The sequence below is a fragment of the Actinoplanes auranticolor genome, from assembly GCF_018332655.1.
In the GTDB taxonomy this organism is placed as follows: domain Bacteria; phylum Actinomycetota; class Actinomycetes; order Mycobacteriales; family Micromonosporaceae; genus Actinoplanes; species Actinoplanes auranticolor.
In genome coordinates this window covers 62,269-81,899 of record NZ_BOQL01000029.1, presented here as the reverse complement: position 1 = coordinate 81,899, position 19,631 = coordinate 62,269, and the positions used below count along the sequence as shown (strand labels likewise).

The following is a 19,631-nucleotide window of genomic DNA, read 5'->3' as shown; positions in this document are numbered from 1 at the left end:
GTCGGACTCTCAGAACGAGAGGGTGGCCGTCAGCCGGGGGTCGTCGAGCGCGTGCGCCGCGGTCACCTCGTACGTGCCCGCGACGGTGTGCCAGCCCTCCTCCCAGACCTGCCAGGTGCGCGGCGGCAGGGGGACACGGACCGTCACCGTCTCGCCGGGGTGGGCCTCGACCGGCGCGAAACCGGCCAGCCATCGGGCCGGCCGCTCCGGGAGCCCGCCGGCCGGGATGTCGGCTGCCGCGGGCTCGCCGTCTGCTCCGGCGTACACCTGGACGACCTCGCGGCCGAACCGGGCGCCGGTGTTCGTCAGCGTCACCGTCGCCTCGGTGGCCGACACCGACAGCGTCTCGTACTGCCAGCTGGTGTAACCCAGGCCGTGGCCGAAGGCGTACAGCGGGGTGGTGCCGGCCCGCTGCCAGGCCCGGTAGCCGATGAAGACGCCCTCGTCGTAGGCGACCACGCCGTCGCGGGGGACCACGTGCAGGATCGGGCAGTCCTCCTCGCGGCGCGGCCACGTGGTGGGCAGCCGGCCGCCCGGTTCGGTGACGCCCAGCAGCACGTCGGCCAGCGCCGCCCCGGCCTCCTGCCCCGGGAACCAGGTCAGCAGCACCGCCGCGACGTCGTCGGCCCAGGGCAGCAGCACCGGGGAGCCGGCGTTGACCACCACGACCGTGCGCGGGTTGGCCGCTGCCACCCGTACCACCAGCTCGTCCTGCCGGCCCGGCAGCGAGAGTGACGTGCGGTCGAAGCCCTCGGACTCCACCTGCTCGGTCGTGCCCACGACGACCACCGCGACGTCCGCAGAGGCCGCGAGCGCCACCGCTTCGGAGATCATGCTGTCCGCCGAGACGCCCGGCGCCCGGTGGCCCAGCGTCGCGCTGACCGTGTGGGCCATGCCCGGCTGGATGCTCTGGCGCAGCACGATCTCGACCGGCTCGCCGGCCGTCAGCTGGACGACCGCGCGCTGCTCGCGCGGCGAGAGCAGCAGGTCGGCGCGGGTGGCGCCGGGCGGGTGCAGCGTCCCTTCGTAGAGCTGCTGGGCGCCCACCCGCAGGTCGAACGTGCCGAAGCCGGACACCGCGAAGGTGTGCTCGCCGTCCTGCTCGGGCGTGAAGGTCGTGCGCATCTCCAGGCCGGTCACGACGGCCGGGTCCAGGCCCGCGGGCAGGTCGCCGATCCAGCGCACCGCGGCGGTGTCCACGCTGAACCGGTGCCCGGCGCCGAGCAGCTCGATCGACGCCGGCTGCGGCAGCGCGGGCAGGAACGGGCGCGGGTCGGCGCCGACGGCGTGCACCACGTCCACCCCGGGCAGGGCTCGGCTGAGGCCGTCCAGCGGGGAGATCACGTGCGGCGGCACCACCTGCGCGCTGCCGCCGCCGAGCACCCGGGCGTCGGTGGCCAGCGCCCCGATCACCGCGACCTTCGTCAGCGCCGCCGCCTCCAGCGGCAGCGTGAACCGCTCGTTGCGGGCCAGCACGAAGGACCGGGCCGCGACCTCGTGCGCCACGGCGTCACCGTCGAGGTCCGGCGGGGGAGTCAGGACCGCCGGGGGTACGCCGTCGAGCACGCCCACCCGGCCGGCCAGCCGCAGCACCCGCCGTACCTTGTCGTCGATCAGCTCCTCGGCCACCTCGCCGGCCCGCACCGCCGCGACCAGCTTGGCCCCCCACGGGTTCTCCATCGCCGGCATGGCGATGTCCAGCCCGCCGAGCGCGGCCGGAACCGTCTCCCGGGCCGCCCGCCAGTCGGAGACCACGATGCCGTCGAAACCCCACTCGTCCTTGAGGATGTCCGACTGCAGCCGGCCGTTGGACGCCATCGGCTGGCCGTTGACGCCGTTGTAGGCGCTCATCAGACCCCAGCCGCCCGCCGCCACGACCCGCTCGAACGGCGCCAGGTACACCTCGCGCAGGGCCCGCTCGCCGATCCGCACGTCGACGGTCATCCGGTCGGTCTCGAAGTCGTTGCCCACCAGGTGCTTGACCGTGGTGCCGACGCCGTGCTCCTGCACACCGGCCACAAAACCGACCGCGATCTCGCCGCTGAGCAGCGGATCCTCCGAGTAGCACTCGAAGTGCCGGCCGCCCAGCGGGGTGCGCTGCAGGTTGACCGTCGGGCCGAGCAGCAGGTGCACGCCCTTGCGCCGGGACTCCTGACCGAGCAGGTGGCCGGCCTTGCGGGCCAGGGCCGGGTCCCAGGTGGCGGCCAGGGCGGTCGGGCTGGGCAGGGCGATCGACGGGTCGTCGGGGGCCCAGCCGGTGCCGCGGACGCCGATCGGCCCGTCGGACATCACCAGCGAGCGCAACCCGATCTCCTCGATCGCGGGCAGTGACCAGAAGTCCTGGCCGCCCAACAGCGACACCTTCTGTTCGAGGGTCAGCCGGGCCAGCAGGTCATCCATGGAAGCGCTCCCATCACGTTGCCGAGTCAACCCGCAGCGGAAAACCCAGGCAAGATCGATTTAAGCAGGATCCTACGTGCGCAGGTACGAGGCCCCGTTCAGGTCGATGATCGTCCCAGAAGCCCACTCCGCCTCGGCCGACGCCAGCCAGTGCACCGCGCTCGCGATCTCCTCCGGCCGCGCCACCCGGCCGAACGGGCTCTGCGCCCGGATCGCGTCCCCGCGCGGCGACTTCAGGTGCTCGTTGGTCATGTCGGTCTCCACGAACCCCGGGGCCACACAGGCCACCCCGATCCCGTACGGGGCCAGCGCCACCGCCAGCGACTGCGCCATCGAGTTCAGGGCCGCTTTGCTGGCGCCGTACGCGGGCTGGTCCGGCTCGCCCCGGAACGCGCCGCGCGACGACACGTTGATGATCCGGCCGCCGCGCTCGCGCATGTGCTGCGCCGCAGCCCAGGACGCGTTCGCCGCACCGAACAGGTTCACGTCGAAGGTGGCCCGCCAGTTGGCCAGCCACTGCTCGTAACCGGTGCCGAAGATCGGGTGCGGGCGGTCCGTGGGGCCGAACACGCCGGCGTTGTTGACCAGCACGTCCAGGCCGCCCAGCCGCTGGGCCGCCTCGTCGACCATGGCCCGTACCGCCGTGGGATCGGCCAGATCTGCCCGGACCACGACGTGGCCGCTGCCCGGCAGCGCGGCCGCGAGCTCCCCGGCCAGCGCGGCCGAGTCCCGGTGATGGATGGCGACCCGGTCGCCGGCCCGGGCGAACCGGGTCGCGACGGCCCGGCCGATGCCGCGGGAGGAACCGGTCACGAGGATCGCGCGTCCTGTCATGAGCTCACTCTAGGATCTTCGGCGTGGACAACGACTGCCTGTTCTGCCGCATCGCCGCCGGGGAGATCCCCGCGACCGTCGTGCACGAGACCCCCACCACGCTGGCCTTCCGCGACATCGATCCGAAGGCCCCGGTGCACGTCCTGGTCATTCCCCGGGCCCACCACCGGGACGTCGTCGCGCTCGCCGCCGACCCGGGCGCGGCGGCCGACGTGCTCGCCACCGCCGCCGCGGTCGCCGAGGCCGAGGGGCTCACCGGCGACGGCTTCCGGCTGATCTTCAACACCGGCAGCCACGGCGGTCAGGAGGTCTTCCACGTGCACGCGCACGTCGTCGGGGGCAAGCCGCTCGGGCCGATGGTGTCGCGGTGACGCCCGAGCAGCGCCTGGAGCGCGCCGTCCGCAAGGTCCAGGCCGACGCCCGGGTGCCCGCCCTCTCCGTCGCCCTGCACCGCGCCGACCGCAGCCTCTGGACCTGCACCGTCGGCACCTCCGGCGACCCCGCCCGCGCACTCGACGCGCAGAGCCGGTTCCGGATCGGCTCGGTCACCAAGACCTTCACGGCGGTACTGGTCATGCAGGCCCGCGACGACGGCCTGCTGGATCTCGACGATCCGATCGCCACCCGTCTCGACGTGCCCGCGCACGGCACGGCCACGATCCGCCGGCTGCTCTCGCACACCGCCGGCTTCCAACGTGAGCCGTACGGCGACCTGTGGGACGTGCTGGTCGCCCCGGACGACGCCGCCCTGCTCGCCGACCTGGCCCGGGCCGAGCGGGTGCTGCCCAACAACCGCCGCTACCACTACTCCAACCTGGGCCTGGCCGTGCTCGGTCAGCTCGTGGCCAAGCTGCGCGGCGGCACCTGGGCCTCGGTGCTGCGCGAGCAGATCCTCGAACCGCTCGGCCTGACCTCGACCACCGTCGAGCCGACCGGCGACGCCGTGGTCGGCTACCTGGTCGACACCTACTCCGACGCCGCCCGCCCGGAACCGCAGCTCGACATGGGCGGCGCCGCCCCGGCCGCGCAGCTCTGGAGCACCGCCGGCGACATGGCCCGCTGGGCCGCCTTCCTGGCCAGCCCGGAGATCGTCGACCCGGACGCGCTGGTGCTGGCGCCCGAGACCCTCGACGAGATGCGCTGGCCGCAGACCACGACCGACGAGACCCTCTGGTCCGGCGGCTTCGGCCTCGGCCTCATCCTCGCGCCGCAGGGCCGCCGGGTGGTGCACGTCGGGCACGACGGGGCGATGCCCGGCTTCCTCGCCGGTGTCTACGGCCGGCGCGGCGGCGAGGGCAACCCGGGCGCGCTCGGCGCCGCGGTGCTGGGCTCCTCGGGCACGGCCACGGAGATCAACGAGCTGGTGCACGAGCTGCTCGCGCTGGCCGTCGAGGCCGATCCCGCCGACGTCCGGGCCTGGTCGCCGGGGCGGGCCGCCCCGCCGGCGTACCGCTCGGTGCTCGGCCCCTGGTGGAGCGAGGGTTTCGCGCACGTCTTCAGCTGGCACGACGGCGCGCTGCAGTCCCGCGTGGCCGACGCGCCGGCCGACCGGCCGCCGTCGGTCTTCCGGCCGCTGCCCGACCGGCCGGACGTGCTCCGGACGGTCTCCGGCCGCGAGGCGGGCGAGCTGCTCCGGCTGACCCGCGACGCCGACGGCCGGGTGGTCCGGATGCACTGGGCCACCTACCGGTTCACCCGGGTGCAGGAGACGTTCGACGGCGTGCCGGTCTCCGAGGGCTGACCCGCTGTTCGCGGCCCGGCCGACCCGCCGATAATGGCATCGGCGCGGGTGCCGCCGACCGGATACGATGGCACGATCCTTACGGGCCGCCGGAGAGGCGGGCCTCTCCGAACCGGGACGAGAATGAGAGCAGGTGGCTGAGGCCTCACGGCCGCCCCTATGACCGGCACCGATCGCAGCAACGCTGCCGCCCGGGCGCAGACCAGGATCTCGGTCTCCGACCCGAAGATCATGGTGAACCTGCTCGGCGCCAAGGACGAGATCCTGCGGCACATCGAGCGGACCCTCACCAGCGACGTGCACGTCCGCGGCAACGAGATCACCATCACCGGCGTGCCCGCCGACAACGCCACCGCCGAACGCCTCTTCTCGGAGCTCATCGAGCTGATCGAGAGGGGCGAGACGCTCAGCGTCGACGCCGTCCGCCGCACCGTCGCGATGCTCGAGCAGAACACCGCCGAGCGCCCCGCCGAGGTGCTGACCATCAACATCCTCTCCCGGCGCGGCAAGACCATCCGTCCCAAGACGCTCGGTCAGAAGCGCTACGTCGACGCCATCGACGAGAACACGATCGTCTTCGGCATCGGCCCGGCCGGCACCGGCAAGACCTACCTGGCGATGGCCAAGGCCGTCCAGGCGCTGACCGCCAAGCAGGTCAACCGGATCATCCTGACCCGTCCCGCGGTCGAGGCGGGCGAGCGGCTGGGCTTCCTGCCGGGCACGCTGAACGAGAAGATCGACCCGTACCTGCGGCCGCTGTACGACGCGCTGCACGACATGCTCGACCCGGAGTCGATCCCGCGCCTGATGGCGGCGGGCACGATCGAGGTGGCCCCGCTAGCCTATATGCGGGGTAGGACTTTGAACGACGCGTTCATCATTCTGGACGAGGCGCAGAACACGACGCCCGAGCAGATGAAGATGTTCCTGACCCGGCTCGGCTTCGGCGCCAAGATCGTGGTCACCGGCGACGTCACCCAGGTCGACCTGCCCGGCGGCACCACCAGTGGGCTGCGCATCGTGCGGGAGATCCTGCAGGGCGTCGACGACGTGCACTTCTCCGAGCTGACCAGCTCCGACGTCGTCCGGCACCGGTTGGTCGCCGAGATCGTCGACGCGTACGCCCGTTACGACGTCGAGCAGGAACAACAGGCCACGCAGTCCGTCCATGCCGTGCCGGGCCGGGCCGCCAGCGGTGGCCGCCCGAACCGCCGGCGCTGATAAGGGGTTACGCACTACATGTCCATCGAGATCGCCAACGAGTCGGGAGTCGAGGTCGACACCGACGCGATCCTGGCGGTGGCCCGGCACGCGCTCGAGGAGATGGGGGTCAACCCCCTCGCCGAGCTCTCGATCCTGCTGGTCGACATCGACTACATGACCGAGCTCAACCATCGCTGGATGGGCAGTGACGGCCCCACCGACGTGCTCGCCTTCCCCATGGACGAGGGCAGCGTCGACCACGGTCCCGGCGAGGCCGGCACGGGTGAGCCGGCGCTGCTCGGCGACATCGTGCTGGCCCCCGAGGTCGCGGCGAAACAGGCCGCGGTGGCCGGGCACACCCCCGCCGACGAGCTGCACCTGCTCACCGTGCACGGGGTCCTGCACCTGCTCGGCTACGACCACGCCGAGCCCGAGGAGGAGCGCGAGATGTTCGCTCTGCAGGCCCGGCTGCTGCAGAGCTGGCGCTCCGGACGGCGGGCCGGCTGATCCCCGTGGAGCCGTCCTTATTCGCGGCCGGCCCGGCGAGCGGCCTGCCCGACGTGCAACTGGTCACCTACGCCGCGGTCCTGGTCTTCCTGGCCGGCCTGGCGTCGATGACCGACGCGGCGCTGGCCACCGTCTCCTCAGCGCGAGCCGCAGAGATGGCCCGCGAGGGCCAGCGCGGGGCCGCGGCCCTGGAAGCCGTCGCCGGTGACGTCGTCCGGCACCTCAATCTCCTGCTGCTGCTCCGGCTGCTCTGCGAGCTGACCGCGACCACGCTGGTCGCGCTGGTCGCGGTGGACAGCTGGGGCGCCGGCTGGCGGGCCGCGCTGGTCACAGCCGGTGCGATGACGCTGGTCAGCTTCGTCGTGGTCGGGGTCGCACCGCGTACGGTCGGGCGCCAGCACGCGTACGCGGTGGGCAAGGCCGCCGCGCCGCTGGTCCGCTGGCTCGGCCGGGTGCTGAATCCGCTGGCCTCCCTGCTGATCCTGATCGGTAACGCGGTCACGCCCGGCAAGGGCTTCCCCGAGGGCCCGTTCGGCAGCCAGGTCGAGCTGCGCGAGCTGGTCGACCTGGCCGAGCAGCGCGGCGTCGTGGAGCACGGCGAACGCGAAATGATCCACTCCGTCTTCGCGCTGGGTGACACCATCGCCCGCGAGGTGATGGTGCCGCGTACCGAGATGGTGTGGATAGAAGCCCCCAAGACGCTGCAGCAGGCGCTGTTCCTCTTCCTGCGGTCCGGCTTCTCCCGCATCCCGGTGATCGGTGAGAGCGTCGACGACGTGCTCGGCGTGCTCTACCTCAAGGACGTCGTGCGCAGCACCCAGAACGGCGACCCGGCGGCCTCGGCCATGCCGGTCGCCGAGCTGATGCGCGGGGCCACCTTCGTGCCCGAGTCCAAGCCGGTCGACGACCTGCTGTCGGAGATGCAGGCGGCCCGCACCCACCTGGTCATCGTCGTCGACGAGTACGGCGGCACGGCCGGCCTGGTCACCATCGAGGACATCCTCGAGGAGATCGTCGGCGAGATCACCGACGAGTACGACGTCGAGCGCCCGCCCGTGGAGCACCTGGACGACGGTTCGGTGCGGGTCACCGCCCGGCTGCCGATCGAGGACCTGGGCGAGATCTTCCACGTCGAGCTGCCGGCCGACGAGGTCGAGACCGTCGGCGGCCTGCTCGCCCAGACGCTGGGCCGGGTGCCCATCCCGGGCGCGTCCGTCGACGTCGGCGGGCTGCACCTGATCGCGGAGGGCACCACCGGCCGCCGCAACCGGATCGACTCGGTGCTGGTGTGCCGGGTCGAAACCGCCTCAGACGAAGCTGAGGACACCGAGAACGTTCCCGAGACCGAGGAAAGACAGCACGCTGATGCCTGACCAGACCAGTCCCGCCGGACCCGCCGTCCCCGCCGCCGAGGGCGAGCTCACCGCCGAGGACGCCAAGCTGGTCACGCTGGCCCGCGGCGCCCGCGCCCGGGTGGGCGCCGTCGAAGGAGCAGCCGTACGCGACCAGGACGGCCGCACGTATGCGGCAGCGACCGTGGTCCTGCCCAGCCTGGCGGTGACGGCCCTGCAGCTCGCGGTGGCCTCCGCGGTGGCGGCCGGCGCGACCAAGCTGGAAGCGGCGGCGGTGGTGACCGAGGCGTCGACGCTGGACGGCGCGGGGCACGCGGCGGTACGCGACCTGGCGGCCGACGCGCCGATCCACGTGGCTGCGCCGACCGGGGCCCTGCTGGGCACGGTGACGGCGTGACGACGGCTGGCGAGGGTTCGGGCCGGAGCGGCGCTGAGTCCGCTGAGGGTGGGGCGCGCGGTAAGGGTGGGCGCTCAGCTTCGGCGGGAAGTGGTGAGCGTTCGGGGGCGCGGGAGGCTCGTGCCGCAGGTGGTCGCGGTGCTGGAAGTGCCGGGGACACTGGTGGCGCCCGCGGTGCTGGAGGCGCCGGCGCTCGCAGCGCTGCCGGTGCGGGGTCCGCTCGCGGCGCCGGGGGCGCCGGAGGCGTTGGCGGTTCCCGAGGCGCTGGAGGCGTCGCTGGGCGCGATGGTGGCGCCCGCGGTGCTGGTGGCGCCCGTGGCGCCGGAGGTGCCGGGGGAGCCGGTAGGCCTGCGGGTGGCGCCAGGGCTGGGCGGCAGGTGCTGCCGACGCGGTCGGATGCTGTCAGTGAGACCGGGGAGCTTAGGCCGGCGCGTTCCAAGCCCAAGTGGAGTCCGCGGACGGCGGCCGGTGGGACCGGGCGTTCGCAGGCGGCTGCGGCCGCTGGGCGGGCGCGGGGTGCCGGGGCCGGGGATGAGCGGCGGGCTGCGGGTGGTCGCGGGGTTCGGGCTGGTGCCGGGACCGGCGCTGACGGCGGTGGCGCTGAGCGTTCTGTGGGTGGCGGTGCCGACGAGCAGCGGCTGACTGCGGGGGAGCGGAACGAGCTTCGGCGGCAGGAGCGGCGTGCGGCGCGGCGGGAGCAGAGTGGTGCTGCGGGCGGCGGAGCGAAGCGGGGCGTCGGTGCGGTCAAGCGTGGCGAAGCCCCAGGTGCGGCCAAGCGCGGCGAAGCCGCAGGTGCGCCGAACCGGAGCGAAGCCGCGGGCGTGGCGAAGCGGAGTGAAGCCGGAGGTGCCGCGGATCGCGGCGAAGCCGGGGGCGGTGCCAAGCGAGGCGAAGCCGCGGGCGCGAAGCGCAGCGCAGCCGGCGCGGCTGAGGCCAAGCGCGGCGCCGCGAGCGGCGGCGCCGACGGCGCGAAGCGCAGCGGAGCGGGTGGGCGCGGTAGCGGCGCGGCCGCGGGCGCCCGCGGAAGCGCAGGGACCACGAGCGGCGAGACCGGTCCGGCGGCGAAGACCTCGTCCGCAGCGGACAGTGCCGGTGTTTCCGTGCCGGCTGCCGCGATGACGGGTGCTGGTGCGGACGGCGGGGCTGCCGCAGGCGACCTGAGCCCGGGGCCACGGGCTTCCGGCGGGGTCGTGGATGCGCGTACCGGAAGGAAGAAGCATCGGCACAAGGCCGCCAGCCGGGAGATCAAGGTCGCGGATGATGTTTACCGCGCCGGATTTGCCTGTTTTGTCGGTCGGCCCAATGCCGGGAAGTCGACCTTGACCAATGCGATCATCGGTCAGAAGATCGCCATCACGTCCAACAAACCGCAGACCACCCGGCATATCATTCGCGGCATTCTGCACCAGGAGAACGCACAGCTCGTTCTGGTCGACACCCCCGGCCTGCACCGTCCCCGGACCCTGCTCGGCGAGCGCCTCAACGACCTGGTCCGCGAGACCTGGAGCGAGGTCGACGTGATCGGCATCTGCTTCCCGGCGGACGAGCCGGTCGGCGCCGGTGACCGGTTCATCTCGGCCGAGATGGCCGAGCTGAAGGCCACCGTCATCGCGGTCGTCACCAAGGTCGACCTGGTCGATCCGGCGACGCTGGCGCAGCGGCTGCTGGACGTCAGCAAGCTCTACGACTTCGCCGACATCGTGCCGGTCAGCGCGGTCTCCGGCCATCAGGTGGAGACGCTGGTCGACGTGATCGTCAAGCAACTGCCCGAATCGCCGCCGCTCTATCCGGACGACGTGCTGACCGAGGAGCCCGAGCAGGTGCTCATCGGGGAGCTGATCCGGGAGGCCGCCCTCGAGGGGGTGCGCGACGAGCTGCCGCACTCGATCGCCGTACTGGTCGAGGAGATGATCGTCGAGGGGCGGTCGTTGAAGATCTACGCGAACCTGTACGTCGAGCGGGACAGTCAGAAGTCGATCGTGATCGGCGCCAAGGGCGCCCGGCTCAAGGATGTCGGCACCAAGGCGCGGGCCGAGATCGAGCAGTTGCTGGGCCGCAAGATCTATCTGGATCTGCACGTGCGGATCGCCAAGGAATGGCAGCGCGACCCCAAGCAACTTCGACGTTTGGGTTTTTAGCCGCGTTTGTGGTTCATATCACCGGATGCCGGTTTCGGTTTGCTTTGTGGGGGCTTATTTAGATAGCCCTTTACGTCATGCGGAATCGGTACCTGGACCTGTTGCGTGCCATCGCCATCGTCCGGGTGGTCGTCTACCACTCCACCGGGTGGGTCGCGCTGACCATCGCCTTCCCGGCCATGTCGGTGATGTTCGCGCTGGCCGGCTCGATGATGGCGGCCTCGCTCGACCGGTCCGGGCCGCTCGCCGTCGAGCGCCGGTTGCGCCGCCTGCTGCCGTCGCTGTGGGCGATGTCGGCGATCGCCGTGCCCGCGATGCTGCTCACCGGCCTCGCCTGGGACTGGAAGATCCTGTACTGGGCGTTCCCGGTGCAGGACCCGCCGGCCAACGGCTGGGGCTCGATGGCCCTGAGCGCCACCTGGTACCTGCGGGACTTCCTCTGGTTCGTACTGCTGTCGCCGCTCGCCCTGCCGGTCTTCCGCCGCTTCCCGAAGCTGTCGCTGGCGACGCCCTACACCGCGCTGGCCGTCATCACCCTGCTCGGCCTGACCCCGCACGCGATCGTGCGGGACATGGCGCTCTACGGCGGCGCCTGGCTGCTCGGTTTCGCCCACCACGACGGGATGCTGCGCCGGCTCGCCCGGCGCCGCCTGGCCGGCGTGGCCGGGCTGCTCGCGACGGCCGGCGCCGGGTGGGTGCTCACCCATCCCGGACCCCGGGGGTACGACCTCAACGACATCCCGCTCGGCAACGCGCTCTGGTCCGCCGCGTTCATCCTGATCGCGCTCGGCTTCGCCCCGGCCGTCCCGGCGGCCCGCGCGTCCCGGCTGGTCACCGCGCTCAACGCCCGGGCCCTGACGATCTACCTCTGGCACGTGCCGATCATCGTGGCCGTCACCCGGATCGGCGAGACGCACGGCCTGCCGGTCCGCGGCGCGACCGGGATCGGCTGGCGGCTCGTGGTGATCGCCGCGCTGGTCGCGGTGGCCGTCGCGCTCTTCGGCTGGGTCGAGGACTTCGCCGCCGGCCGCCGGCCCGTGCTGCTGCCCGGCGGCCGGCGACGCCGGCCGGTCGCCGCGCCGGTGTCACCCGCCGTCGGGCAGATCTCCGAGACCGTGCGTACGTGATCCGCGCGGCCGGTCAGCTCTCGCAGCCGGCGCGGCCGTGGTCCCGGAAGTACTCGGTGACGTCCTCGGGCACGCCGTCGCAGTAGCCACCGCTGCCGCCGGTGAAGGTCTGCCACGCGCCGCCGGTGTAGCGGAAGGTCTCGACCTCGGTGTCAGCGCCGGAGCCGGCAGCGCGCCGGGTGGAGATCGCGTAGTCCTGGTAACACGTGATGCCGGTCAGCTCCTGCTCACCCCAGCTCGGGTGCTCCTTCTTGATCGCTGCCCGCAGGGTCCCGGCGGTCACCGGGCAGTTCGCCGAGGCGCCCTTGTCCTGCGACTTCTTGGTGCTGCCGCCGGCCTTGTCGGTCGGCGTCGGGTCGGCCGGCGGGGTGGTGGCGCTGACAGCCGGTGCGGCCGAAGGTGCGGCGGCCGGTGCCTTGGCGGCGTCGGGGCTGGCGGTGCTGCTGCAGGCGGCGAGGCCCGCGACCAGGAGAGCACCCAGGGCGACGACCGGAACAGAACGTGTGAACATGTGTATTGCTCCCCGTGCGAGTTGTGCGATGCCGGGAAGCATAGGAAGCTAGTTGATCTTTGTCCTCCTCCCTTCGTGCCACCGTCCACGTCGGCCGGTCGCCGCGCCGATGTCCCCCGCGGGCGGGGAGATCTCTGGGACTGTGCATACATGACGATCACGGCCGCGCACGTGCGCCGGACGTACTACACGCTCGGGCTCGGCAACACCCTGGCGGCCTCGCTGATCTGGGGCGTCAACACGCTCTTCCTGCTGGACGCCGGGCTGACCAACTTCCAGGCCTTCGCCGCGAACGCGTTCTTCACCGCCGGCATGGTGCTGTTCGAGGTGCCCACCGGCATCGTCGCGGACTCCTGGGGGCGCCGGGCGTCGTACCTGCTCGGCACGGTGACGCTGGCCGCCACCACCGTGCTCTACGTCTGGCTGTGGCGCGTCGAGGGGCCGTTCTGGGCCTGGGCGGTGTCTTCGGCGCTGATCGGGCTGGGCTTCACGTTCTTCTCCGGCGCGACCGAGGCCTGGCTGGTCGACGCGCTGCGCGCCACCGGCTACACCGGGAGCCTGGATGCGGTCTTCGCCCGGGGGCAGGTCTTCATGGGCGTCGGGATGCTCGTCGGCGCGGGTGGCGGCGGGTATCTCGCCCAGTTCGCCGGGCTCGGGGCGCCGTACCTGCTGCGGGCCGCCGTGCTCGTGGTGATGCTGGTGGTGGCCGCGCTGCTGATGCACGACCTCGGGTTCACCCCGGACCGCGGCGGAGGCTACCGGGCCGAGGTACGCCGCATCGCCGCCCACTCGGTCGAGTACGGCCTGCGGGTCCGCCCGGTGCGCTGGCTCATGCTGGCCGCGCCCTGCACCGGTGGCGCGATGATCTACGTGCACTACGCGTTGCAGCCGTACCTGCTGCAGCTGTGGGGTGACGAGGCCGCGTACGGGATCGCCGGGATCTCGGCGGCGTTGCTGGCCGCCGCGCAGATCGTCGGCGGGCTGGTCGCACCGGCGCTGCGGCGGGTCTTCGCCCGGCGCACCTCGATGCTGCTGGCCACCCTCGGCGGCAGCGTGCTCGCGGTGCTGCTGATCGCCCTGATCCCGAGCTTCTGGGTGGTGCTGGCGCTGGTGGTGGCCTGGGGACTGCTCGCCGCGGCCGGGCAGCCGGTGCGGCAGGCGTACCTGAACGGGATGATCCCCTCGCAGCAGCGCGCGACCATCCTGTCCTTCGACTCGCTGATGGCCTCGACCGGCGGCGTCGTGACCCAGCCGGCGCTGGGCCGGGCCGCCGACGTCTGGGGCTACCCGGCCTCGTACCTGATGTCGGCCGGGGTCGCCGCGCTCGCGCTGCCGTTCGTCTGGCTGTCCCGGCGGGAGAGGCACCCCGCCGACACCCCTTAGCTGCCCGGGATGGCGGTGATGGTCGCGTCCCCGCTGCCGGTCTGCACCTCGATGACGTTCTTGGCCGTCGCGTCGTTGACGACGCCCAGCAGCTCCGCGTCGCCGGAGCCGGTGCGGGTCTTCACCTGGTAGGCGCCGTCCGGCACCATCAGCTCGATGTTGCCGCTGCCGGTGCGGGCGGTCACCGAGGCCACCTGGGTCACCTCGACCGTGACGTCGCCGGAGCCGGTCTGGGCGCGGACGGCCTTGCCGCCGCTCAGGCCGCGGGCCTCGACGTCGCCCGAGCCGGTGACCAGCGTCGTCTCGCCCAGCAGGTCGTTGGCCAGGATGTCGCCCGAGCCGGCTTTCAGCGACACCGCGCCGCTCGCCCGGTCGACGGCGGCGCCGCCGGAGCCCACGGTGACGTCCGCCGAGCCGATGTCGCTGAGCGTGAGGTCGCCGGAGCCGAGCTTGCCGCGCACCGCCACCCCGGTCGGGGCCTGGATCTCGTACGACACCTGGCAATGCGGCCCGCAGTTGGTGTCGAGCGTCAGCACCGTGCCGGTCAGCTCGTACGAGGCCCGCGGGTCGTCGGAGCCGTTGCTGCGCACGATGCGCTTGATCCGGGTGTCGGCGATCGCGGCCGTCGTCACGGTGACGTCCCCGCTGCCGCCCGTCAGGACGATCTCGGAGACCTTCACCTTCTCGGTGTCGTCGTAGGTCAGCCGGGCGCCGATCCCTCCGCCACAGCCGGCCAGGGCGGCCGCGGTCACGGCGATCAGGGTGACGGCGCCGGCGCGCCGGGCGAGAGTCGGGGTCATGCCTGTGACGCTAGGGGGCGCCGGCACCCGGGCACCATCGGTCCTCCCACTGAGGCGGCCCCGAGAAGACCCTGAGATCCGGGTCAGGGTCTGTCGTACCCACCAGGCAGAATGACTGCGTGCCCGCCGGATACCGACGCCATCTCTACCGCGACGACGCGGTGGTCCTGCGCGTACAGAAACTCGGCGAGAGCGACCGGATCATCACCCTGCTGACCCGGCGGCACGGGCGGCTGCGCGCGGTCGCCCGCGGGGTGCGCCGCACCAGCTCCAAGTTCGGCGCCCGGCTGGAGCCCTTCGGCCACATCGACCTGCAGCTCGCCGGCTCGCCCGAGGGCGTCGGCAGCAGCCTGCACTCGGTCAGCCAGGTCGAGGCCCTGATGCTGTACGGCAAGAAGTTCCTCACCGACTACCCCCGCTACACCGCGGCCAGCGCCATCGCGGAGACCGCCGAGCGGCTCTCCCCGGTCGAGCGCGAGCCCGCCCTGCGGCTGTTCCAGCTCACTCTCGGCGCGCTCAAGGCCCTGGCGGCGGGGGAGCACGCCAGCAGCCTGGTCCTGGACGCCTATCTGCTGCGCGGCATGTCCTTCGCCGGCTGGGCGCCCGCTCTGGGCGAGTGCGCGGTGTGCGGCAGCCCGGGGCAGCACGGCGCCTTCTCGGTGCCCGCGGGCGGCGCGGTCTGCCCCGACTGCCGGCCGCCCGGCGCGGCCCACCCGGCCCCGGCGACGGTCGCCCTGATGCAGGCCCTGACCAGCGGCGACTGGCAGCTCGCCGACGCCACCGAGCAACCGGTACGCCGCGAGTGCAGCGGGCTGGTGGCAGCACACCTGCAGTGGCACATGGAGCGCAACCTGCGCGCGCTGCCACTGGTCGACCGACGGGAGAGCACTTCGTGACGCGTCCGCCCACACCGCACATCTCCGGCGCCCGGCCGCCCGCTCTGCCCGCCGCGGCGGTGCCGAAGCACGTGGCGGTGGTCATGGACGGCAACGGCCGCTGGGCCAAGGAGCGTGGGCTGTCCCGCACCAAGGGTCACGAGCAGGGGGAGTATTCGCTCTTCGACACCATCGAGGGCGCGATCGAGCTGGGCATCCCGTATCTGTCGGCGTACGCCTTCTCCACGGAGAACTGGAAGCGCTCGCCGGAAGAGGTCCGCTTCCTGATGGGCTTCAACCGCGACGTCATCCGCCGCCGCCGCGACCAGCTCGTGGAGCTCGGCGTCCGGGTGGTCTGGTCGGGCCGCCCGGGCCGGCTGTGGAAGAGCGTGATCTCCGAGCTGCAGACCGCGGAGGAGATGTCGAAGGACAACAAGACCCTGACCCTGCAGTTCTGCGTCAACTACGGCGGCCACGCGGAGATCGCGGACGCGGCGGCGGCGATCGCCCGGGACGTGGCGGCGGGCAAGCTCAGAGCCGACAAGGTCAACGAGAAGACCCTGCGGAAGTACCTGTACCACCCCGAGATCCCGGACGTGGACATGTTCCTGCGCCCGTCCGGCGAGGAACGCACGTCGAACTTCCTGCTCTGGCAGTCGGCGTACGCGGAGCTGGTCTTCCTGGACACGCTCTGGCCCGACTTCGACCGCCGCCACCTCTGGTACGCCTGCGAGCTGTACGCCCAGCGCGACCGCCGGTTCGGGGGCGCGATCCCGAACCCCGTCGCCCCGCAGTGAGCCATCGCTACCTCTACCTGGCCCGCCACGGCGAGGCAGTCAGTGAGGAGGCCGGCCTCAGCGATCCGGGCCGCCGCCAGGCCGAGCTGCTGGGCGCCCGGCTGGCTGGCGTGCCGTTCGCCTCGGTGACGCACAGCCCGCTGCCCCGTGCGGCGGAGACGGCGGCAGCTTGGCCGCAAGCGCAATCGTCGGACGTCGTGGGTGACTACCCGCCGTGGGTGCCGGCTGACGTGCCGGCCGCGTTCTCGGCGCTGACCGAGGGCTGGGGTGCCGACGAGCTGCGGGACGGGCCGGAGTTGGCGCAGCAGGCGCTGGCGCGTTTCGCGGTGCCGGCCGAGCAGGAGACGTACGAGCTGGTCATCACCCACAGCTTCCTGATCGCGTGGTTCGTGCGGGACGCACTGGGGGCGCCGCCGGAGCGGTGGATGGGCATCAACACGGGCAACGCGGCGCTGACGGTGATCCGCTACAGCGAGCAGCGGCCGCCGGCGTTGATGCTGTACAACGACATGGCCCATCTGCCGCCGGAGCTGCGCTGGACAGGCTTCCCGCCCCACCTGCGCGTGCGTTAGCGCCGGCGCCTCAGGCGGTGATGACCGCGACGGCCGCGTCCACGTCGGACAGGTCGGGCAGCACGGCGTGGGCGCCGGCCAGCACCAGGTCGGCCATGCTGGTCGAGCCGGTCGCCACCCCCACCGCGAGGGCGTCGTTGGCCAGCGCGGCCGACACGTCGTTGGCCGTGTCGCCGATGACCACGGGCCGGAAGCGCTCGCCGTACTTGGCCTCGGCCCGTTCCAGGCACCGCCGCACCAGCGTCGCCCGCACGCTGTCGTCGGTGCCGTAACCACCGATCTCCACGTCGAAGGCACCGGTCAGCGCGAACGCCTCGATCTTGGCCGCGGCGACCTGCGGCACGTTCCCGGTGACCAGCGTCTGCACCACGTCCGGCCGGCTGCCCAGTTCGTCGAGCACAGCGCGCACCCCGGGCAGGAGCGCACCCTGCTCGGCGAACTGGTGCCGGGAGACGTGCACCTCCTCGACGTACCGGGCGAAGAACCGCTCGGGCGTGCAGTCGGTGACCCCGTGGGTGGCGAAGACCTCGGCGCAGATGTCCAGGTCGGTCCGCCCGCCGAAGTTCGGGGTGGCCCGCCACGCCACCCCGGTGAGCTCGGTGAACGCGGCCTTCCAGGCCCGCGCGGCGACCCCGCCGCCGCGCAGCAGCGTGTAGTCGATGTCCCACATGACCAGCCGCTTCACTGCCCGGCCAGCCGCCGCTCGATGTGCTCGACCTTGCCGTGCAGCGCATCAGCGACCCCGGGCCGGATATCGGCCTTGAGGGAGACGGTCACCCGGGGCGCGTGCGCGGCGACGGCGTCGACGGCCTGCTTGATGACGGCCATGACCTCGTCCCACTCACCCTCGACGGTGGTGAACATGGCATCGGTGCGGTTGGGGAGCCCGGAGGCCCGGACCACGCGGACGGCCTCGGCGACCAGATCGCCGACGGAATCACCCACGCCGAGCGGCGTGACGGAAAAGGCAACCAGCATGGTTCCCAATCTAGATCAGCGGATCGCCGGCGGGTGCCTCCGCGATGTCGGAGACGATGTCGCTCTGCGTGGACGGATACGCCACCGCACTCCCGGTCACCTGGCGGATGACACCGTCGAGGACGTCGAACGTCTCGGCGTACCCGGAAGGTGCCGAGGCCGGCAGGTGCCAGGGCAGGACGACGGACGCCGACCCGTCCCGCGTCTCGACGGTCAGGCGGCGCAGCCCGGAGCCGGCGGCCGGCGGCGCGGCCGGCCCGGCGGGGAACCCGGCGCGTTCGAGCGAGTCCCGCAGGGCGTCCAGCGCGGCGGGCCGGACCCGGCCGGTCCAGGCGCGCGCGGCCAGCGGCCCCGGGAAGACGTGCTGCAACGAGACCGCGCCGTCCGGCTCGATCAGCAGCTCACTGCGACCCCAGGGATCACCGGGGTCCTCCTCGTTGCCGACGCTGTACCGATACCGCCGAGCCGCCATGCCGGCGATCCTAGGCCCGCTGCCGGGGCCCGGTCACCGGTCCGGCGCCGAGGGTGCGTCAATCCGCCCAGCTCGCGCCCAGGTAGGACAGGCCGAGGGCGAGGGCCGCCGACGCCGCGGCGAACGCCGTCACGCCGGCCGGCACCTCCCCGGCCCGGAGCGCCCACATGGCCAGGCCGGTGACCGCGATCGCGTCGCCCAGCGCCGCCAGGCCGAGCAGGGAGAAGTCCCGCACGAAGGCCAGAACGGCGGTGACCAGGGCCAGCCCGCCACCCAGGATCGCCATCGTCCCCGCCGTGCCCTGGGCGCCCACGATCGCGAACCCGCCCGCGAGGGCGGCGAGGCCGGAACCGCCGACGGCCACGCCCAGCAGCAGGGCGTTCGACCGCAGCAGGGCGACACCGGCGACGATGACGGCCACGCCGATGCCGATGATCGACGCGCAGGTCACCGCCGGGCCGCCGGGCCAGGCGGCGACACCGGCCCGCAGGAGCGCGGTGCCGAGGCCGGCGCCCGTGACTCCGGCCAGCAGCGTGGCGCCACCCGCGCCGGGCGCCAGCCGGCCCACCGCGGCGACGACCAGCACGGCGGCGGCGACGCCGGCCGGGATCTGCCACGCCGGTCGCAGCGCCGCCGACGCCGCGATCAGGGCCAGAGCGAGCGGGACCAGGACGGCGACGGGCCGCGGGCGGGCCCGGCTGATCGTCGCGGTCAGGCCGGCGACCAGCAGGGCAACCGTCAACCAGCGGTACGGGGTGGTCGCGCCGGACAGGTTCACGAGCTGGTTCCCGGCCGCGGCCCCGAGCAGGTACGCGGGCCGGCCCGCGGCGGGCTTCCGGCTACTCATGACGCCCCCCGGTCACGTCGACGGCCTCCCAGCCGCGCCGGACCGAGCGGCGGCATCTCGCGGGTTCGTCGCCCATCTCGACGTACAGGGCGGTCAGCAGGGGGATGCCGTGGGCCAGGGTCTGCCGGGGCAGCGGGCCCGGGGTGACCAGCGAGACCAGGCCGTGGCCGATGACCCAGCTCTGGATGGCCAGCTCCAGCGGGTCGGTCCCGGCGCGGAAGCGGCCGGCCGCCCGGCCCCGGCCCGCCGCCTGGACCAGGTATTCCAGCGTCTCGTCGGCCGCCTCGGCGTCCTCGAGCTCGTAGGTCGCGTCGAACATGACCCGGTACAGGTCCGGGTGGTCGAGGGCGTTGCCGAGGTACGCGGCGACCAGCGCGGTCAGGTCCCGGACCGGGTCCGCGGACGTCGTCACCGCCGCCAGCCGGCCGGCCAGGCGGGTGAAGCCCTCCTGCCGCAACGCTTTCCACATGCCGTCCATGCCGCCGAACCACGTGTACACGGCCATGGTGGACACGCCGGTCCCGGCGACCAGGGAGCGCAGGGTGATCGGCTCGCGGGTCCGCAGCATGTGCCCGGCCCGTTCGAGGAGCAGGGTGCGGACCGCCGGGTCCTTCGTCCTCGCCATGGCCTCAGGATACATAGCATTGCACTGCTATAGTTTGAGCTCCCGAGCCCACGGGCTCCCGACACATGGAGG

22 protein-coding genes are annotated in these 19,631 nt (G+C 73.0%); 13 read left to right on the top strand and 9 right to left on the bottom strand.

Annotated features, from left to right (window positions below; all coding sequences use genetic code 11):
• Positions 1 to 9 precede the first annotated feature (9 nt).
• Complete coding sequence (locus Aau02nite_RS19410) at positions 10 to 2,400, bottom strand: beta-glucosidase H (RefSeq protein ID WP_212989913.1); 2,391 nt, start codon at positions 2,398 to 2,400, stop codon at positions 10 to 12.
• A 72-nt stretch (positions 2,401 to 2,472) separates the two neighbouring features.
• Positions 2,473 to 3,234, bottom strand: coding sequence for an SDR family NAD(P)-dependent oxidoreductase (locus tag Aau02nite_RS19405; protein WP_212989912.1), 762 nt, complete (start codon positions 3,232 to 3,234; stop codon positions 2,473 to 2,475).
• A 23-nt stretch (positions 3,235 to 3,257) separates the two neighbouring features.
• Here Aau02nite_RS19405 and Aau02nite_RS19400 point away from each other — a divergent pair, with 23 nt between their 5' ends.
• From Aau02nite_RS19400 to Aau02nite_RS19360, 9 genes are all read left to right on the top strand, one after another.
• Positions 3,258 to 3,605: an HIT domain-containing protein gene (locus Aau02nite_RS19400; RefSeq protein ID WP_212989911.1), complete on the top strand. Its 348-nt coding sequence runs from the start codon at positions 3,258 to 3,260 to the stop codon at positions 3,603 to 3,605.
• Positions 3,602 to 4,975 (top strand): serine hydrolase domain-containing protein, encoded by a 1,374-nt coding sequence (locus Aau02nite_RS19395; protein ID WP_212989910.1) that lies wholly within the window; start codon positions 3,602 to 3,604, stop codon positions 4,973 to 4,975. The genes Aau02nite_RS19400 and Aau02nite_RS19395 overlap by 4 nt, the downstream gene beginning before the upstream one ends.
• Before the next feature lie 159 nt (positions 4,976 to 5,134).
• Positions 5,135 to 6,196, top strand: a complete 1,062-nt coding sequence (locus Aau02nite_RS19390) for a PhoH family protein (RefSeq protein WP_212989909.1) — start codon at positions 5,135 to 5,137, stop codon at positions 6,194 to 6,196.
• A gap of 18 nt (positions 6,197 to 6,214) precedes the next feature.
• Positions 6,215 to 6,685: an rRNA maturation RNase YbeY gene (gene ybeY, locus Aau02nite_RS19385; RefSeq protein ID WP_212989908.1), complete on the top strand. Its 471-nt coding sequence runs from the start codon at positions 6,215 to 6,217 to the stop codon at positions 6,683 to 6,685.
• A 5-nt stretch (positions 6,686 to 6,690) separates the two neighbouring features.
• On the top strand, positions 6,691 to 8,058 hold the full coding sequence (locus Aau02nite_RS19380; RefSeq protein ID WP_212989907.1) for a hemolysin family protein: 1,368 nt from the start codon (positions 6,691 to 6,693) through the stop codon (positions 8,056 to 8,058).
• Positions 8,051 to 8,434 (top strand): cytidine deaminase-like protein, encoded by a 384-nt coding sequence (locus Aau02nite_RS19375; RefSeq protein WP_212989906.1) that lies wholly within the window; start codon positions 8,051 to 8,053, stop codon positions 8,432 to 8,434. Before Aau02nite_RS19380 ends, Aau02nite_RS19375 begins: the two co-directional genes overlap by 8 nt.
• Positions 8,435 to 8,902: 468 nt before the next feature.
• On the top strand, positions 8,903 to 9,076 hold the full coding sequence (locus Aau02nite_RS19370; RefSeq protein WP_212989905.1) for a hypothetical protein: 174 nt from the start codon (positions 8,903 to 8,905) through the stop codon (positions 9,074 to 9,076).
• 602 nt (positions 9,077 to 9,678) lie between these two features.
• Entirely contained in the window at positions 9,679 to 10,572 is an 894-nt protein-coding gene (era, locus tag Aau02nite_RS19365; RefSeq protein WP_212989950.1) for a GTPase Era, read from the top strand.
• A 77-nt stretch (positions 10,573 to 10,649) separates the two neighbouring features.
• Positions 10,650 to 11,699: an acyltransferase family protein gene (locus tag Aau02nite_RS19360; protein WP_212989904.1), complete on the top strand. Its 1,050-nt coding sequence runs from the start codon at positions 10,650 to 10,652 to the stop codon at positions 11,697 to 11,699.
• Between the two features lie 13 nt (positions 11,700 to 11,712).
• Here Aau02nite_RS19360 and Aau02nite_RS19355 read toward each other — a convergent pair whose 3' ends face one another.
• Positions 11,713 to 12,210: a hypothetical protein gene (locus tag Aau02nite_RS19355; protein ID WP_212989903.1), complete on the bottom strand. Its 498-nt coding sequence runs from the start codon at positions 12,208 to 12,210 to the stop codon at positions 11,713 to 11,715.
• A 150-nt stretch (positions 12,211 to 12,360) separates the two neighbouring features.
• Here Aau02nite_RS19355 and Aau02nite_RS19350 point away from each other — a divergent pair, with 150 nt between their 5' ends.
• Entirely contained in the window at positions 12,361 to 13,593 is a 1,233-nt protein-coding gene (locus Aau02nite_RS19350; protein ID WP_212989902.1) for an MFS transporter, read from the top strand.
• Here the strand turns inward: Aau02nite_RS19350 and Aau02nite_RS19345 are convergent.
• Positions 13,590 to 14,393, bottom strand: a complete 804-nt coding sequence (locus Aau02nite_RS19345) for a DUF4097 family beta strand repeat-containing protein (protein ID WP_212989901.1) — start codon at positions 14,391 to 14,393, stop codon at positions 13,590 to 13,592. The two genes, Aau02nite_RS19350 and Aau02nite_RS19345, sit on opposite strands and share 4 nt — an antisense overlap.
• A 119-nt stretch (positions 14,394 to 14,512) precedes the next feature.
• Here Aau02nite_RS19345 and recO point away from each other — a divergent pair, with 119 nt between their 5' ends.
• From recO to Aau02nite_RS19330, 3 genes are read left to right on the top strand one after another with little or no spacing between them, the layout of a single operon-like run.
• Complete coding sequence (gene recO / locus Aau02nite_RS19340; RefSeq protein WP_212989900.1) at positions 14,513 to 15,289, top strand: DNA repair protein RecO; 777 nt, start codon at positions 14,513 to 14,515, stop codon at positions 15,287 to 15,289.
• Complete coding sequence (locus Aau02nite_RS19335; protein ID WP_212989899.1) at positions 15,286 to 16,065, top strand: isoprenyl transferase; 780 nt, start codon at positions 15,286 to 15,288, stop codon at positions 16,063 to 16,065. The genes recO and Aau02nite_RS19335 overlap by 4 nt, the downstream gene beginning before the upstream one ends.
• Positions 16,062 to 16,637 (top strand): histidine phosphatase family protein, encoded by a 576-nt coding sequence (locus Aau02nite_RS19330; protein WP_212989898.1) that lies wholly within the window; start codon positions 16,062 to 16,064, stop codon positions 16,635 to 16,637. Before Aau02nite_RS19335 ends, Aau02nite_RS19330 begins: the two co-directional genes overlap by 4 nt.
• A gap of 10 nt (positions 16,638 to 16,647) precedes the next feature.
• Here Aau02nite_RS19330 and Aau02nite_RS19325 read toward each other — a convergent pair whose 3' ends face one another.
• Genes Aau02nite_RS19325 through Aau02nite_RS19305 form a run of 5 tightly spaced genes read right to left on the bottom strand, consistent with a single transcriptional unit; the run spans position 16,648 to position 19,559 of the window.
• Positions 16,648 to 17,322, bottom strand: coding sequence for an HAD family hydrolase (locus Aau02nite_RS19325; RefSeq protein ID WP_246595271.1), 675 nt, complete (start codon positions 17,320 to 17,322; stop codon positions 16,648 to 16,650).
• Positions 17,319 to 17,615, bottom strand: a complete 297-nt coding sequence (locus Aau02nite_RS19320; RefSeq protein WP_212989897.1) for an MTH1187 family thiamine-binding protein — start codon at positions 17,613 to 17,615, stop codon at positions 17,319 to 17,321. Before Aau02nite_RS19320 ends, Aau02nite_RS19325 begins: the two co-directional genes overlap by 4 nt.
• Before the next feature lie 10 nt (positions 17,616 to 17,625).
• Entirely contained in the window at positions 17,626 to 18,087 is a 462-nt protein-coding gene (locus Aau02nite_RS19315) for a hypothetical protein (RefSeq protein WP_212989896.1), read from the bottom strand.
• 58 nt (positions 18,088 to 18,145) lie between these two features.
• Complete coding sequence (locus Aau02nite_RS19310; protein ID WP_212989895.1) at positions 18,146 to 18,934, bottom strand: hypothetical protein; 789 nt, start codon at positions 18,932 to 18,934, stop codon at positions 18,146 to 18,148.
• Positions 18,927 to 19,559, bottom strand: a complete 633-nt coding sequence (locus Aau02nite_RS19305) for a TetR/AcrR family transcriptional regulator (protein ID WP_212989894.1) — start codon at positions 19,557 to 19,559, stop codon at positions 18,927 to 18,929. Before Aau02nite_RS19305 ends, Aau02nite_RS19310 begins: the two co-directional genes overlap by 8 nt.
• Between the last annotated feature and the right edge of the window lie 72 nt (positions 19,560 to 19,631).

Excerpts from the sequence above, each read along its gene's own strand:
- Aau02nite_RS19410 (WP_212989913.1), bottom strand. The coding sequence starts at position 2,400 with ATGGATGACCTGCTGGCCCGGCTGACCCTCGAACAGAAGGTGTCGCTG.
- Aau02nite_RS19405 (WP_212989912.1), bottom strand. The coding sequence starts at position 3,234 with ATGACAGGACGCGCGATCCTCGTGACCGGTTCCTCCCGCGGCATCGGC.
- Aau02nite_RS19390 (WP_212989909.1), top strand. The coding sequence starts at position 5,135 with ATGACCGGCACCGATCGCAGCAACGCTGCCGCCCGGGCGCAGACCAGG.
- ybeY (WP_212989908.1), top strand. The coding sequence starts at position 6,215 with ATGTCCATCGAGATCGCCAACGAGTCGGGAGTCGAGGTCGACACCGAC.
- Aau02nite_RS19375 (WP_212989906.1), top strand. The coding sequence starts at position 8,051 with ATGCCTGACCAGACCAGTCCCGCCGGACCCGCCGTCCCCGCCGCCGAG.
- Aau02nite_RS19360 (WP_212989904.1), top strand. The coding sequence starts at position 10,650 with ATGCGGAATCGGTACCTGGACCTGTTGCGTGCCATCGCCATCGTCCGG.
- Aau02nite_RS19355 (WP_212989903.1), bottom strand. The coding sequence starts at position 12,210 with ATGTTCACACGTTCTGTTCCGGTCGTCGCCCTGGGTGCTCTCCTGGTC.
- Aau02nite_RS19350 (WP_212989902.1), top strand. The coding sequence starts at position 12,361 with ATGACGATCACGGCCGCGCACGTGCGCCGGACGTACTACACGCTCGGG.
- Aau02nite_RS19345 (WP_212989901.1), bottom strand. The coding sequence starts at position 14,393 with ATGACCCCGACTCTCGCCCGGCGCGCCGGCGCCGTCACCCTGATCGCC.
- Aau02nite_RS19320 (WP_212989897.1), bottom strand. The coding sequence starts at position 17,615 with ATGCTGGTTGCCTTTTCCGTCACGCCGCTCGGCGTGGGTGATTCCGTC.
- Aau02nite_RS19315 (WP_212989896.1), bottom strand. The coding sequence starts at position 18,087 with ATGGCGGCTCGGCGGTATCGGTACAGCGTCGGCAACGAGGAGGACCCC.
- Aau02nite_RS19310 (WP_212989895.1), bottom strand. The coding sequence starts at position 18,934 with ATGAGTAGCCGGAAGCCCGCCGCGGGCCGGCCCGCGTACCTGCTCGGG.
- Aau02nite_RS19305 (WP_212989894.1), bottom strand. The coding sequence starts at position 19,559 with ATGGCGAGGACGAAGGACCCGGCGGTCCGCACCCTGCTCCTCGAACGG.